Annotated in this window: 14 protein-coding genes; 4 read left to right on the top strand and 10 right to left on the bottom strand. The window is 70.5% G+C overall.

The genetic code is table 11. The features are described from left to right. Positions 1–83: 83 nt before the first annotated feature. The 5 genes from LGI35_RS29285 to LGI35_RS29305 form a co-directional block, all read right to left on the bottom strand. A complete protein-coding gene (locus LGI35_RS29285; protein WP_227297206.1) occupies positions 84–1,550 on the bottom strand; it encodes a peptidoglycan D,D-transpeptidase FtsI family protein in 1,467 nt (488 codons plus the stop codon). Continuing rightward, entirely contained in the window at positions 1,547–2,959 is a 1,413-nt protein-coding gene (locus tag LGI35_RS29290) for an FtsW/RodA/SpoVE family cell cycle protein (RefSeq protein ID WP_227297207.1), read from the bottom strand. The genes LGI35_RS29285 and LGI35_RS29290 overlap by 4 nt, the downstream gene beginning before the upstream one ends. 191 nt (positions 2,960–3,150) lie before the next feature. After that, a complete protein-coding gene (locus LGI35_RS29295) occupies positions 3,151–4,449 on the bottom strand; it encodes a sensor histidine kinase (RefSeq protein ID WP_227297208.1) in 1,299 nt (432 codons plus the stop codon). Between the two features lie 397 nt (positions 4,450–4,846). Further along, positions 4,847–5,650 carry a hypothetical protein gene (locus LGI35_RS29300; RefSeq protein ID WP_227297209.1) on the bottom strand — a complete coding sequence of 268 codons (804 nt, stop codon included), beginning with the start codon at positions 5,648–5,650 and terminating at the stop codon, positions 4,847–4,849. Positions 5,651–5,753: 103 nt separating this feature from the next. Continuing rightward, positions 5,754–6,023 carry a hypothetical protein gene (locus tag LGI35_RS29305; RefSeq protein ID WP_227297210.1) on the bottom strand — a complete coding sequence of 90 codons (270 nt, stop codon included), beginning with the start codon at positions 6,021–6,023 and terminating at the stop codon, positions 5,754–5,756. Between the two features lie 211 nt (positions 6,024–6,234). Between LGI35_RS29305 and LGI35_RS29310 the strand changes: the two genes are divergently transcribed. Continuing rightward, positions 6,235–7,038: a nuclease-related domain-containing protein gene (locus tag LGI35_RS29310; protein ID WP_227297211.1), complete on the top strand. Its 804-nt coding sequence runs from the start codon at positions 6,235–6,237 to the stop codon at positions 7,036–7,038. 7 nt (positions 7,039–7,045) lie between these two features. On the opposite strand, the gene LGI35_RS29315 is transcribed toward LGI35_RS29310, so the two are convergent. From LGI35_RS29315 to ligD, 3 genes are all read right to left on the bottom strand, one after another. Next, positions 7,046–7,690 carry a DNA alkylation repair protein gene (locus tag LGI35_RS29315; RefSeq protein ID WP_423835777.1) on the bottom strand — a complete coding sequence of 215 codons (645 nt, stop codon included), beginning with the start codon at positions 7,688–7,690 and terminating at the stop codon, positions 7,046–7,048. Between the two features lie 108 nt (positions 7,691–7,798). Then, positions 7,799–8,701 carry an ATP-dependent DNA ligase gene (locus LGI35_RS29320; protein WP_227297213.1) on the bottom strand — a complete coding sequence of 301 codons (903 nt, stop codon included), beginning with the start codon at positions 8,699–8,701 and terminating at the stop codon, positions 7,799–7,801. A 90-nt stretch (positions 8,702–8,791) separates the two neighbouring features. Further along, entirely contained in the window at positions 8,792–9,676 is an 885-nt protein-coding gene (gene ligD / locus LGI35_RS29325) for a non-homologous end-joining DNA ligase (protein WP_227297214.1), read from the bottom strand. Positions 9,677–9,919: 243 nt separating this feature from the next. Here ligD and ku point away from each other — a divergent pair, with 243 nt between their 5' ends. Continuing rightward, positions 9,920–11,044 (top strand): non-homologous end joining protein Ku, encoded by a 1,125-nt coding sequence (gene ku, locus LGI35_RS29330; RefSeq protein ID WP_227297215.1) that lies wholly within the window; start codon positions 9,920–9,922, stop codon positions 11,042–11,044. A gap of 160 nt (positions 11,045–11,204) precedes the next feature. Here ku and LGI35_RS29335 read toward each other — a convergent pair whose 3' ends face one another. Both LGI35_RS29335 and LGI35_RS29340 read right to left on the bottom strand, forming a co-directional pair. Next, the gene (locus tag LGI35_RS29335; protein ID WP_116509971.1) at positions 11,205–11,570 is read right to left on the bottom strand and encodes a PH domain-containing protein; all 366 of its coding nucleotides are present in this window, start codon (positions 11,568–11,570) and stop codon (positions 11,205–11,207) included. A gap of 44 nt (positions 11,571–11,614) precedes the next feature. Further along, entirely contained in the window at positions 11,615–12,619 is a 1,005-nt protein-coding gene (locus tag LGI35_RS29340; protein WP_227297216.1) for a class I SAM-dependent methyltransferase, read from the bottom strand. Positions 12,620–12,902: 283 nt separating this feature from the next. Between LGI35_RS29340 and LGI35_RS29345 the strand changes: the two genes are divergently transcribed. Continuing rightward, positions 12,903–13,523 (top strand): TetR/AcrR family transcriptional regulator, encoded by a 621-nt coding sequence (locus LGI35_RS29345; RefSeq protein ID WP_227297217.1) that lies wholly within the window; start codon positions 12,903–12,905, stop codon positions 13,521–13,523. Next, positions 13,510–14,724 carry a damage-control phosphatase ARMT1 family protein gene (locus tag LGI35_RS29350; RefSeq protein WP_227297218.1) on the top strand — a complete coding sequence of 405 codons (1,215 nt, stop codon included), beginning with the start codon at positions 13,510–13,512 and terminating at the stop codon, positions 14,722–14,724. Before LGI35_RS29345 ends, LGI35_RS29350 begins: the two co-directional genes overlap by 14 nt. Positions 14,725–14,812 lie beyond the last annotated feature (88 nt).

Raw genomic sequence — 14,812 nt, forward strand, 5'->3', positions numbered from 1 at the left:
AGAGGGCCATTTCACCTGTTGGTATCGGGGGCCACTTGCGGGCCGATTCCCTTGCCGCTCCGCCGAGTTGCCGCTCCGCCGAGCTATCGCTCCGCCGAGTTCAGTGCCGCTTCCATCACGTCCCGCGCGATCGGCGCCGCGCTCCCGCCGCCGCTGATGTCCGAACGGTTCGCCGACGCGTCCTCGACGACCACCGCGACCGCGACCTCCGCATTGCCCGCCTCCGGGGCCCGCGCCCAGGAGATGAACCACGCGTACGGGGCGCCCTTGTTGCCCACGCCGTGCTGCGCCGTGCCCGTCTTGCCGCCCACGATCACATCGGGGATCTGCGCGTTCGTGCCCGTGCCGAAGTCCACGACGTCCTGCATCATCTGCTGGAGCTGCACGGCCGTGGCCGGGTTCATGGCCTGGCGGTACGCCTTCGAACCGGTCTGCGCCACGGTGTTGCCGTGCTTGTCCGTGGTCCGCTCGACCAGATGCGGCGCCATGAGGACCCCGCCGTTGGCTACGGCGGCCGAGACCATCGCCATCTGCAGCGGCGTCGCCGTCGTGTTGAACTGGCCGATGGACGAGAGCGCCAGCTGCGAACGGTCCATGTCGGTGTCGAAGTTGCTCCGCGAGACGCTCGACGGGATCCTCACCCCCGCATCGTTGAAGCCGAACTTCCTGGCCGCCGACACCATCCCCTTCAGCCCCACCTGGACCCCGATTTTCGCCATCACCGTGTTGCAGGAGACCCGGATCGCGTCCGCGAGCGACGCGTCCTCACAGCCGCGCGCCTCGTTCTGCAGCAAGGTCGACGTGTCGGGCAGGCGCCAGGGGCTCGGTGTTTCCGTCGGCTCGTCCACATCCGACACGACGCCCGAGTCGAGGGCCGCCGCCGCGGTGACGATCTTGAAGGTCGAGCCGGGCGGATACGTCTGCCGGATCGCCCGGTTGAGCATCGGCTGACTCGGCGAGCCGTTCAGGCGCTTCCACGCCGATGTCGTCGCCGCATCCGTCCCCGCGATCGCCCCCGGATCGTACGAGGGGCTGCTCACCAGGGCGAGGATCTCCCCGGTCGCCGGATCGAGCGCCGCGACCGCGCCCCGGCGCCCGGCCAGCCCGGAGTACGCCGCCTTCTGCGCCGCCGCGTTGATCGTGGTCGCCACATTGCCGGCCGGCTGCTGCGAGCGCGTCAGGTCGTTGAACAGGGGGAGCGGGGCGAGCATCGGGTCCGTGCCGGAGAGGATGTCGTCCTCGGCGTACTCCAGCAGCGAGGTGCCGTACACCTGCGACGCGTACCCGGTCACCGGCGCGTACAACGGGCCTTTCTTGTACGTCCGTTCGTAACGGAGCTGCTCGCCGGTGTTCCTGGAGCCGGTGACGGTCTTGCCGTCGACGAGGATGTTGCCGCGCGGCTGGGCGTAGCGCGCGATGGTGTTGCGGCGGTTGGCCGGGTTGTCGTCGAGGGAGTCCGCCTCGAAGATCATTACGCGGGCGGAGTTGACCAGCAGCGCGACGAGCAGCAGCAGGCAGAAGACCGAGGCGCGGCGGATGTAGCGGGTCACCGATGCGCCTCCAGCGCTTCGTCCGGCAGGAGTTGGTCACGCGCGGAGTCACTGATCCGGACGAGCAGCGCCACGATGATCCAGTTCGTGACGACGGACGAGCCGCCCTGCGCGAGGAACGGCATCGCCATGCCGGTCAGCGGGATCAGGCCCATCACGCCGCCCGCGATCACGAACACCTGGAGCGCGACGATCGACGCGATACCGATCGCGAGGAGCCTGCCGAACGGGTCGCGCAGCGCCAGCCCGGCACGGTAGCCGCGCTCCACGAGCAGCGCGTACAGCAGGAAGATCGCCGTCAGGCCGACGAGCCCCAGCTCCTCGCCCGCGGTCGCCAGGATGAAGTCCGACTTGGCGGCGAACCCGATGAGGATCGAGTGCCCCGCCCCGAGCCCCTCGCCGAGCATGCCGCCCGCCGCGAACGCGAACAGCGACTGCGCGAGCTGACCGGGACCCTCGCCCGCGTCGATCGAGGCGAACGGGTGCAGCCAGTCGTGGACGCGGCTGTTCACATGCGGTTCGAGCGCGCCGACGAAGACCGCGCCGCCCGCCGCGAGGAGGAGCCCGATCGCGATCCAGCTGCCGCGGCCCGTCGCCACGTACAGCATCACGATGAAGAGGCCGAAGAACAGCAGCGAGGTCCCCAGGTCACGCTCCAGGACCAGGACGCCCACGCTGATCAGCCAGAAGACCAGGATCGGCGCGAAGACCCGCATGGTGGGGAGCTGGAAGCGCCAGATCTTCTTTCCCGTGTACGAGAGCGCGTTGCGGTTCGCCGCGAGATAGCTGGCGAAGAAGATCGCGAGCAGCACCTTGGCGAACTCGCCCGGCTGGATGGAGAATCCGCCGATCCTGAGCCAGATGCGGGCGCCGTTCACCGCCGGGAAGAAGATCGGCAGGACCATCAGGAACAGCGCGGCGACGGCCGACAGATACGCGTACCGCTGGAGCACCCGGTGGTCGCGCACGAAGATCACGACCGCGATGAACAGGGCCACGCCGAGCGTGGACCAGACGAGCTGGGTCGGCGCCGCCTGGTCGTCGGGCGTCTCCAGGTCGAGCCGGTAGATCAGGACCAGGCCGAGGCCGTTGAGCAGCACGCCGATGGGCAGCAGAAGCGGGTCCGCGTACGGGGCGCGCAGACGGATCGCGCCGTGCGCCACGAGCGCCAGCACGCCGAGCCCCGCGCCGTAACCCGCGGCGCCGGGCGGTACGGAGCCGTTCTTGGCGAGTCCTACGGCGCAGTATCCGTAGACGCTGAGCAGGACGGCCAGAACGATCAGGACGAGTTCGGTGCCACGGCGCCGCGGGAGGCGGAGAGCGGGGACAGCGGGAGGGCCGACGCCGGCTCCCGTGCCTGCCGGGCCCGTGGGTCCCGCCGATCCTGTCGATCCGGTCGATCCGGTCATGGCGGGAACGTAACAAGCGACAGCCGGGAAATGCCGCTATGTCGCTTTAATCTGACTGGGTGTGTGTCCGGTGGGGGTTTCGGGAGGGGTTCTGCGGGGGTGTGGGTGGGGGTTGCGGGAGGGGTTCCGCGAGGGCGTGGGAGTGGGGTGCGGGAGGGGTTCCGCGCGGGTTCCGGGTGGGTGTGGTGCGGTCAGGGCTGGTCGTCGTACGGCAGTGTCAGTGTCGCCAGCGCTCCGCCGTCCTCCGCGTTCGCGAACCTGAGCGAGGCGCCGAGCACCTTTGCCTGGCCCAGCGCGATCGTCAGACCGAGGCCGTGGCCCCTCGCGCCGCCCTCCGTCCTGAAGCGCTGCGGACCGCCCTCCACCAGGTAGTCCGGGTAGCCCTCCCCGTGATCCCGCACCGTGATCACCGGGCCGTCCACCGTGAGGACCACCGGCGGGCTGCCGTGCCGGTGCGCGTTCGCGACGAGGTTGCCCAGCACCCGCTCCAGGCGCCGGCGGTCCGTCAGTACGCAGACGTCGCGCACCACGACCACCTCCGTCTCCGTGCCTGACCCCCGCACCACCCGCTCCGTGAGCGGACCGAGCCAGTTGTCGTCCAGGTCCAGGCGCTCGCTGCGCGCGTCCAGGCGCGAGATCTCCAGCAGGTCCTCGGTGAGGGTCCGCAGTGCGGCGACCCGGTCCCGTACGAGCTCCGTCGGGCGGCCCGGCGGGAGGAGTTCGGCCGCCGCGTGCAGGCCCGTCAGCGGTGTCCGCAGTTCGTGCGCCACGTCCGCCGTGAACCGTTGCTCGCTGAGCAGCTTGCGCTGCAACGACGACGCCATGCTGTCCAGCGCGCCCGCGACCGCGGCCACCTCGTCCTGGTGCCTGGCCGGATTTCTCGTCCTCGGATCGTCCACGCGCGCGTCCAGGTCCCCGCCGCTGATCCGCCGGGCCACCCTCGCCGTCGCGTGCAGGCGCCGCGTCACACGGGTCACCGCGAACGCTCCCACCAGCAGCGTCGCGCCGATCGCCAGCACGGACGAGCCGACGATCGCCTGGTCCAGGCCGTCGATCGTGCGGGCGCCCTGCGAGTAGTCGACCTCCACCGCCAGTACGCGGTTCCCGTCGATCGGTCCCGCCGCCCACATCGTGGGTGCCTTCGCGCGGCTCACCATCGTGCCGCGATCCCCGCCCGCGGCGAGCCTGCGCAGCGAGTCGGGCAGGCCGGGGGGATCGATCCCCGCGAGCGGGCCCAGCCTCGCTCCGGCCTCGTACGCCGCGGTGGCCTCGTCCAGCCGGCCCAGTGCGCGGTCGCGGGCCTGGCCGACGGTCTGGTTGGCGACCGATACGTGGACCAGGGCGCCCAGGAGTGCGGCGAGTGCGCAGCACATCACCGTGATGAAGACCGCGGCCTTCCAGGTGAGGGTGGCGGTCCAGGCGGGGAGTCGGGGTTTGGGTCTGGCGTGGCTCGTGGCGCGGGAGGTGGCGCCGGATGTGGTGGGGGTCATGGGCGGCTCTTGGGGGGCTGCCGGGGGTGCGGGTGTTCTGGGGCGGTGGTCTCGTGCCGGGCGGTGGGGGTGTGGGTGTGGGTGTGGGTGGGAGTGAGGCCGGTGCCGGTGCCGGTGCCGGTGCCGGTGCCGGGGCTGGCGTCGGTGCCGGGGTTCTGCGCGCTGCGTTTGTGGGCGGGTGCGGGGCCGGGCCGGTATGTCCGTCCTCGCTTGGATGGTTCGGCGTCGGATCTCGTGCGCGTCAGTTGTGTGTGCCGGTTCCGGGCGGACATACCGGCCCGGCCCCTTCCGTTCGCGCGCGGGTGCGGCCGCCTCGGGGGCGGTGTCCGCCGGGCCGTGTGCGTGGGCGGGTGCCGGCCCGTTGTGTGGGGGCGTGGTCCCGGGCTCGTGTGTGTCGTCATCGCGGCGGGGCCGATGGCGTTGTCGTCGGGGATTTCGGAGGGGTGGGGGTGGGGGAGGTTGTCGGGGATTTCGGAGGGGTGGGGGTGGGGGAGGTTGTCGGGGAGGTGGGGCTGGGCCTGGGGGGCTCGGTTGGGGATGCGGGTGGGCCTGTGCGGAGGATTTCGTCCCGGGTGGGGAGCATCGCGCGCTGGTGCGCGTCCCAGGACCACGCCGTGCGGTACTCGTAGCCCGGTAGGTCCGCCACCGCCCGCAGGATCACGTCGCGGCCCGCGATCTCCACGCTCACCACCGCGTCCGACGTTCCCATGATCTGCGTCAGCTTGTGGTCCTCGAACATGTAGCAGCGCACGGCCAGTTGGCCTTTCGGCAGCCGGATCCCCACGATCAGTTCGTCCTTGCCGTCGCCGGTCAGGTCCCGGTAGTACGCCTTCAGCACCGGGCACTTGGTACCGGCGTCCGTGCCGCAGTCGTTCAGCCCTACGACGTTGTCCGGGCTCGGGGACGGGCTCGGCGATGCCGCGACGGCCGCCGCCTGGGCGCGGACCACGTCGACCGGGTTCACGCGGTGGATGTCGTCACCCTTGGCGGTGATGCCCTTCACGACCTCGGTGTGGCCCGAGCCGTAGTCGTCGGCCGCGGCGGACGCCGGCGGCAGTGTGGGCCACAGCCGGGCCGGCCCCACCGCCGTGGACGTCGGACCCGCGCTGCGCAGCTCGCCCGAGTCGCCGCACCCCGCCAGCAGCAGTGCCGACGACGCCGTCACGGCTGCGGCCGCGGTACAGGTGCGCCTGGAATTCACTGGACTCCCGCCTGTCCGCGTGCCGGTCGGTCACTCCATTGACACCTTATTTGGTGAGGAATCCCTTTTTATTGACCCACGGGACCGTGCGCACCTCGAACCCTCAGTCGTCGGTGCGTCCGCGCCGGTACATCGAGAAGGCGAGTCCGCCCGCGCCCGCCATCGCCATTCCGCCGCCCGCCGCCAGGAACAGCGGGTGCGTTTCGGGTGCGTCGGAGTCGGCCTGCTCCGGTGAGCTCGCCGGAGCGGAGGCCGCGTGCCGGTCGGGCTGTGCGTGCGCGAACGCGGCCGTCGGGACCAGGAGCGCGCCGCCGAGAACGGCGGCGACGAAGGTGCCCCGGGCCAGCAGGCCTGCTCGACGGGTGGTGCTCACGGAACGTCTCCTCTGCTCTGCTCCCGGTGCGGTGCGCTCCACCAGGTGGCGTAAAAGCGGACGTCTTCACCGTAAGGAACCCTCATCACGGCAATTCGGCAGCTGTGTAACAGCGGGCCGAAGCTCTTCGGGCGGTGGTGTCACCGAGGGGCCGGACGGCATATTGCCCTGCGGCTCCGGGGCTGTTCCCATGGTCGTGGGGTGATGGTGCATGAGACGTCTGCGCGTCATACCGACCTGGCGGCACGGTCGGGAGCGGCTCTATGTCTGCGACGACGACGGCAGGAACGTCGCCTGGTACGACCGTGAGGCCGGCCGCGTCAATCTGATCAGCGAGGCCCGCCGGGACGCCGTTCTCGACGTCCTCGGGCCCTTCCTGACCGGCCAGGTCACGGTCGGACCGCCCCCGGTGCCCACCCCGGCCGAACTCGCCAGGCTCGCCCTCCACCCGGACGACGACCTCGCGCCGAACCGGCCCGGCGAGGCCCTCCAGATCGCCGTCGACCGCGACCCGGGCCCGCCGCGGCGCCTGCGCGGGGACCCGCGGCGCCGGGCCCTGGAGGCCGAGCAGGCCGTCGGCGGAGCGCTCGACGCGTTCGAGCGGGCGGGCTGGCGCGCGCTGCACTCCGTGCCGCTGCCCGGCGGCGCCCGCATCCACCACCTCCTCATCGGCCCCGGCGGCCTCTACGCGCTGCACACGCTCCCGGCCCGCAAGCAGCGCGTCCGCGTCGCCGACCCGATGGTGATGACCGGCCGCTCGGAGCCGCACCCGCTCTTGCGCCGCGTCCGCGCGGACGCGTCCCGCGCGTCGTTCGCCCTGACCGCGGAGGTCCGCCCGGTCCTGGCCGTGGCGGGCGCCACGACCGTCGAGGTGGCGGCACCCCCACGGGACGTACGCATCGTCCTGGACACGGAACTCCAGTCACTCGCGCGCACGGGCGGCGTCCTGAAACCGGCCGACGTCGAGGCCCTGCACGCGATGGCCCGCGACCGCCACACGTGGCTGCGGGTCTGAGGCCGCTCTACGGGGCTTGCCTGCGGCGCACCATCTCGGTGATCCAGACAGGTGCGAACGGGGACGTGCAGCCGGGGGGCGTCGGGTAGTCCTTGAGTACCTGGAGGCGCTCGCCGATGTCCATCGCCCGGGTGCGGTGGTCGGCGTGGTCGATCCCGATCTGGGCCAGGCAGTGGTTCATCGCCCACTGAAGGCGGTCCGGGGCGTCCTTCATCTCCGCCTCGATGATGTCGAGGAGCGCCGAGAGGTCGAGGCCATCCGGCTTCTTCGCCACGCGTTCCGTGGTCAGCGCCCAGCCGGCACTCGCGACGACCGGATCCTCATCGGCCGACCAGGCCAGTCGCAGCTCTTCGGCGTGCGGGTTCTTCTTCACCACGTAGTTCACGAGCCAGTCGTGCACCTTGGACGCGCGCGCCTCGCGCACCATGGCGTCCAGCTCGTCCCGCCCGAACGCCTTCGGGCGGCAGATGAGGAGGGCGAGGAGTCGTGCCGCGGTGTCGTCCGTCTCCCAGAGCCCGCGCGCGAGGTCCTGCTGCGTCTTCAGCCGTTTCGCGAGCGCGCGGAGCTTGCCGAGGTTCACGCCGTGATCGTCACCGTGCTTCTCGTTCACGGCGCGTGCCTTCGGGTCCTCGAGCGCGGCCAGCTCGGCCATCACCTCGGCGACCGTCGTCCCGGTCGGCGTCGTCTCGGCCACCTCGGTCCTCCCGTCCGTCCCGTCCGTCCCGCGCGAGATTTCACCCTATGACGACGGGACCACTGCCTATCCGTCGGACCGCACCCGTACGAAGCGGACGGTCTCGTGGCGTCCGGCCGCCTGGCGCAACTCGATGAGGAGGGGGGCTGTCAGCATCCTCACCGGGCCGTGTTCCGGGTGGTCGGTCAGCTGCTCCAGCCGATCGTGCACGAATGCGCCGACCTGCCGTGACTGCGTCGGGGTCAGGCGGGGCGACGTCTTCACGGTGCGACCATCCGGGAGGTGCACGAGAAGCGCCTGCGGTCTGTCCAACGGGCCGAATACGCCGAGGAGTTCCCCGTCCGTCGTGTCCGCGTGCCTGATCTTTCTCCACGCCCGCGTTCCACCTGCCCGATAGGTCGAGCGCAGTTCCTTCGCCACGATTCCTTCGACGCCGGCCGCTCTCATGTCGCGGAACCAGATACGGGCGGTTTCCTCGTCCAGCGTCGCCAGTACGGGCTGAAGGGGCGGGCCGACGTTCTGCAGCGCGGCACCGAGCAGCTCCCAGCGTTTTCTCAGCGGCAGGGCTCTGACATCGCGGCCCGGGACGCCGAGGATGTCGAACACCACGTAGGACACCGGGATGCCCGACCGCTCGCGATCGGCGTGGGAGCGCAGGAGATCGGTGAAGCTCAGACGCCCGTCGCGGTAGGCGCACAGTTCGCCGTCCAGCACGGTTCCGGCGGGCAGATGCTCTCCGAGATATGCGGCGATTTCGGGAAACTCCCGGGCCAGGTCCCTTTGTGAGCGGGACTGCAGGAAAACCCGGCCGCCTTCGAGGACGAAGGCGAGGGCGCGGAATCCGTCGAGTTTGAGGGAGTACTGGAGACGCTCCGGCGCGCCTGATTGTGCCGGGATTTCGTCCACAGCCTGGGGACGCATGACGTCGACGGGCGGTCGCAGGGCTACTGCCGGCGCGTTTTCGTCCATTCCGTCAGGGTCTGCCCGGCCGGCCCGCCGGGTGGGGAGAGGCTCGCCCTTCGCGTCGGACTGTCACCGGGACAGCCCCGGCGCCGCCGCTCACGGCACCCGACCCGCGCGGTTCAGGTTGATCAGAGGGCCGAGCAGGTCCCCGTAGCGTTCGAGGCGGGGGGCGATGTCGTCGGCCAGGAACGTCAGCTCCCGCGCGTCCGTGCAGGCCTCGACCTCCTCCCACGTCACCGGCGCCGACACGGTCGGCTCCGGGCGGGCACGCAACGTGTACGGGGTCGCCGTCGTCTTCGCGGCGGCGTTCTGGCTGAAGTCGACGAAGACCTTGCCGGGGCGCAGGCTGCGGGTCATGCGGTGGACGACCAGCTCCGGATGCTCCGCCTCGGCCTCCACCGCGAGGGTCTTCGCGTACGCGCTCACCCGATCGGACGGCGTCGGTTCCAGCGGCACGAGCATGTGCAGCCCCTTGGAACCGGAGGTCTTCACGTACGAGTGAAGCCCGTCCACACTCAGCCGCTCCTGAAGCCAGAGGGCGACCGCGCAGCACTCCACCACGTCCGCCGGTTCCCCGGGATCCAGGTCCAGGATCAGCCGGTCGGCCTCTCCGGGCGCGTCCGCCTGCCACTGTGGCGTATGGAACTCCGTCACCAGATTGGCCGCCCACATGAGTGACGCCAGATCCTGTACGAGGACCTGGCGGGACGGGGCACTCCTCGAATGCGGCACCTCCGCCGTCCGCACCCACGCCGGCGTGCCCGGCGGCACGTTCTTGGTGAAGAACCGCTGGCCCTCGGGCCCGTCCGGGTAGCGCAGGAAGGACACGGGCCGGTCGTACAGGTGTGCGAGCAGGGACCCGGCGACGGTCGCGTAGTAGTGCAGCAGCTCGCCCTTGGTGAACCCGGTCGCCGGGTACAGCACCTTGTCGAGGTTGCTGAGCGCGAGCCGCCGCCCCTCCACCTCTGTGATGGGCGTCATACGATGAGAATCCCACGGAAATCGTGACGAGCTATCCCAAAGGGCTGCGGTGGTGGCTGCGGTGGTGGCTTCGGCTGCGGCGACGGAGGGGTGGCCGACGGGCTCGGCTCCGGCAGGGCGCAGAGCAGGGCCACGCGGCAGGGCATTGCGCAGGGCACGCGGCAGAGCGCTAAGCACTGCGCAGAGCTCACGGCAGAGCACACGGCAGAGCACACGGCAGAGCACTACGCAGAGAGGGACACCGTGCGATCCATATGGAACGGCGCCATCTCATTCGGCCTTGTCAGCATCCCGATCAAGCTGGTCAACGCCACTGAGAGCCACTCGATCTCCTTCCGGCAGATCCATCTGGAGGACGGCGGCCGCATCCGCTACCGCAAGTTCTGCGAGCTGGAGGAGAAGGAGGTCGCGTCGGCGGAGATCGGCAAGGGGTACGAGGCGGCGGACGGCGCGATCATCCCCATCACGGAGGAGGATCTGGCCTCCCTGCCGATCCCGACCGCGCGGACCATCGAGATCGTGGCCTTCGTCCCCGCCGACCGGATCGACCCCCTCCAGATGGACGCCGCCTACTACCTCTCCGCGAATGGCGTCCCCGCCGCGAAGCCGTACACCCTGCTGCGCGAGGCGCTCAAGCGGAACAAGAAGGTCGCCATCGCCAAGTTCGCCCTTCGGGGGCGGGAGCGGCTCGGCATGCTGCGCGTCGTCGACGACGTGATCGCGATGCACGGTCTGCTGTGGCCCGACGAGGTGCGCGCCCCCGAGGAGGCGGCGCCCGAGACCCAGGTGACCGTGCGCGAGGCCGAACTCGACCTGGCGGACGCGCTGATGGACACCCTCGGTGAGGTCGACATGGAGTCGTTGCACGACGACTACCGTTCCGCGGTCGAAGAGATGATCGAGGCGAAGGCGTCCGGCGAGGGCGTGGTGGAGGCGCCCGCCGCCCCCGAGGGTGGCGGCAAGGTCATCGACCTGATGGCGGCCTTGAAGAGCAGCGTCAAGGCGGCCAAGGAGGCCCGGGGCGACGCGGCCGCGCCCGAGCGGGAGGCGAAGGCGAGCCCGGTGACCCCGCTGAAGTCCCGTACGGCGCCGAAGGAGGTCGGCGGGAAGAAATCGACGTCGACGAAGGCGAAGCCGGCGGCGTCCGGGAGCGGCACGGCGAGGAAGACGACGGCCAAGAAGTCGGCCGCCTCGTCGAGGACGGAGGCCGCGGACAAGGCGAGCACGTCGAGGGCGAGTACGTCCAAGGCCGGTGCGTCGTCCAAGGCCGGTACGTCGAAGGCGAGCGCCTCGAAGGCCGCGGCCAAGAAGACGACCGCCAAGAAGTCATCCGCGAAGAAGACGGCGTCGCGCAGACGGGCGTCTTAGCCGACGGGCGACTTGGGCGAGGGCGGTGGGCTCAGGAGGGGGCGGTGAGCTGGGAGAGGGTGGTGTGCTCAGGTAGGGGGCGGTGGGCTGGCGGCGGTCGTACGCGGATACGCATACGTACGAAGGCGCCGCCGCCAGGCCACTGTTGTGTCCGCTGCGCCTAGCGGGCCACGAACTGCGTCAGGATCGCCTGCACCTCGTAGATGTCCACGCCCTTGCTGAACGTCTTCTGGACGGGCGCCGCCGTGCCGGAGATCCAGATCTTGAGCTCACCGTCGAGGTCGAAGTGACCCGCGGTCTCGACGGAGAAGTGCGTGATGCTGCGGTAGGGGATGGAGTGGTACTCCACCTTCTTGCCGGTGATCCCCTGCTTGTCGACGAGGATCAGGCGCCGGTCGGTGAAGAGGATGGTGTCGCGGATGAGCAGGTACGCGGCCTGCACCTGCTCGCCCTGACCGAACAGCTTGGCGTACTCCTGCTGCGCGCCGACAGGGTCGACGGTGTGCGCGTTTCCGAACAGTGCCATGAGGCCCCCCAAAGATGATGAACTCCTGCGTAGGCACAGGATCTTCACACTGTATGTGAGGTGTTGGCCAGGGGGCAGGGGGCCTCTTCCGGGTTGTGTGCGGTGACGAGAAATCCCACGCTCTTCATCCACACCTCGCCGCTCCCGTCCGCATCCCCGCCGCTGGCGCGCTCGTATGCGTGCAGGGTGTTCGTGAGGGTGCGGTGAGCCAACTCTCTTATCCTGCAGTCGACTTGTTCGGTCAGGTGCCTTCCGGGTCCGGAGTCGAGCAGGAACGCGGCGGCGTCACCGGCGTCCCGCCCCCACAGTCCGTACCCCTCCATGCGTCGCACCCCGACGCCGGCGAACCCGGCGTCGGACAGCACGCCGCGCGTGGCGTCGGGGTCGGCCAGGGAGAACATCCCCGGGCTGCGCGAAGTGCCCCGCTCGCCCGAAGCCCCGAAGTCGCCGACGGGCAGGATGGCCCGCAGCCCGGCGATGGCCCGCAGCCAGTCGTGGCGCTCGGGCTCGGCGGCGCAGATGAACGCCAGCCTCCCGCCCGGCCGGAGGGCGCGCCGGATGTTGGCGAAGGCGGCGACGGGGTCGGCGAAGAACATCACCCCGAACCGGCTGATGGCGACGTCGAAGGCCCCGGCGGGGAAGGGATGGACCTGGGCGTCACCCCGCTCGAAGCTGACGTCGACCGCCCCTGCCTGCCGACTGGTCTCCTCCTGCGCGGTCTCCTCCTGACCGGTCTCTGCCCGACCGGTCTCCTGTCGAGCGGCCTCCTCCCGAGCGGTCTCCTCGGCCCGGGTCAGCATGGGCCCGGACAGGTCGACCCCCAGCGCCCGCCCGCCCGGGCCCGCGCGCCGGGCGGCGAGGCGGGTGGTGGCCCCGGCGCCGCAGCCGACGTCGAGGACCCGCTCGCCGGGGCGGACTGCGGCGGCGTCGAGGAGAGGCTGGTCGAACCCTGCGTTCACGGCGTCCCAGCGGTCCTGGTTGCGGGCCCAGTGCTCGCCTTCGTACCCGTTCCAGGCCTGGGACTGATCGACGTTCACGATGTGCGGCATGACGGAATCCCCTTGTCCTCGTGATGGCGGGGCGGCCGACGGCGACTAGTATGGGCGTGCGCCCAAACAAAGTATGGGCGCACGCCCATACCGATGCAAGGGCGCTGAGGGTGACGCATGGCCCGGGACGGTCGACATACGGTCGCACCGAAGCCGGACGTGACGGCCGGACCGGAACTGGACGTGACGGCCGGACCGGAACTGGACGTGACGGCCGGACCGGAACCGGACGTGGCGGCCGGACCGATGGCGCACGCACACACACTTGATGGGAAGAGGCAGCATGTCCCCGCGCGGAGTGGCGATCCCCGATGTAAGAGAGCGGCTCTTCGACGCGGCGGAGCGGATCCTGGCGCGGGAGGGCCCGTCGGGCCTGACGAGCAGGGCGATCACGACCGAGGCCGGCTGCGCGAAAGGCATGCTGCACAAGCACTTCGCGGGCCTGGACGAACTTGTCGCGGAGCTGGTCCTGGCGCGCTTCGCCAGCACGGCGCGTCTGGCGGAGGAGCTCCCGGGCCGCGCGGGCGAGTCCACGGTGGCGGCCAACCTGAAGACGATCGGCTACGCGCTCCTGACGTCCCTGAACCCCACGACGGCGGGCCTGGCGGTCTCGACCCCGGCGGCTTCGCTGCGTATCCGGGAGGCTCTGGAGACGGGCGCCCCGGGTTTCGACGCGATCCAGCAGTCGATCGCGCACTACCTGGACGCGGAAGTGGAACGGGGCCGTCTCGCCTCCGCCACGGACACGACGGCGCTGGCGCTGGCGCTGGTCGGGACGGTCCACCACCTGTTGATGACGACATGGGGAGACACGGCACGCGATCCGGGCGAGCAGACCGAAAGACTGGTGACGATGCTGCTGGGCCCGACGACCGGAGGATCAATCGGCCATGGAGAACGTTGAAGGCGTCGGCGATGTCGGCGATGTCGGCGAAGTTGGCGAGGTGATCCGGAGCAACGCCCCGGGATCGTTCCCGTACAGCGTGCTGCGCGAACGGCACCCGGCGCTCATCCGGCGGATGCGCGACGCGTTCCCGTACGACCCGGAGCGGCGGCGGGCGCTGGACGCGCTCCTGAGGGAGAGCACGGATCCGGCCGGCGTGATGGAACCGCTGCCGGCCGACGCCCGGGACCGCGAACAGTGGGAGGGGTGGGGGAGCGGTGAGCATGTGGGCGGGTCGTGGTTCGACGCGCCGTTCCTGTGGGCGGAGAGCTACTTCTACCGCAGGCTCCTGGACGCGGTCGGCTACTTCGACGCCGCCGGACCGTGGCAGGGCATCGACCCGTTCCGCCCCTTCAAGCGGGCGGAGCTACGGAGTCCGGAGGCGCAGGCGGAACTGACGGCCCTGGACCGCCTCGCGCAGGAACCACGGGAAACCCAGGCCCGGGCCCTGCTCCACGGCTCCCTGTGGGGCAACCGTGCGGACCTGGGCTTCCAACTCACCGCGAACGCCACCGACACCGCCACCACACCCCTCCTGGCGGACGACTCGGAGCATCTGTGGTCGCTGCTGCCGCCGGGGGCCGGGAGCACGGTCCACGTGGTGGCGGACAACGCGGGCCGCGAACTGGTGCCCGACCTCCTCCTCATCGACCACTTCCTGCGCCACGCACACGCGGAACAAGTGATCCTCCAGGTGAAGCCACACCCGTACTACGTCTCCGACGCGACCCCCATGGACGTGATCGACGCCCTACGCCACCTGAAACAAGCCCCGGGCGAGGCGGGCAATGCGGGCGAACGACTATGGCACGCAACCTCAGCAGGCCACCTACAACTCCGCACGCACCCCTTTTCCTGCGCCCCACTGCCGTACGCCGCAATGCCGGACGACCTGAAGAAGTCGTTCGAGACAGCCACTCTCACGATCCTGAAGGGCGACCTGAACTACCGCCGTCTGCTAGGAGACCAACTCCGTCCCCCCGCAACCTCGTTCACCGCCCTCACGTCCTACTTCCCGTCCCCGGTGGCTGCCCTGCGCACCCTCAAGTCGGACGTCATCGCGGGCTTGACCGAGGAGATGGAACGAACGCTGAACGAATCGGAAGACCGTGCATGGCGAACAAGCGGTACGCACGCCGTGATCCAGGTACGGGGCGAGTGACGACGGAAGCCGCGCTGCCTCATGCACCGGCGCATTGAGGACCTGCTGCGCGAGTACGAGTGACACCGATTTCGTCAACTGAGGCCCC

Source organism: Streptomyces longhuiensis (genome assembly GCF_020616555.1).
In the GTDB taxonomy this organism is placed as follows: domain Bacteria; phylum Actinomycetota; class Actinomycetes; order Streptomycetales; family Streptomycetaceae; genus Streptomyces; species Streptomyces longhuiensis.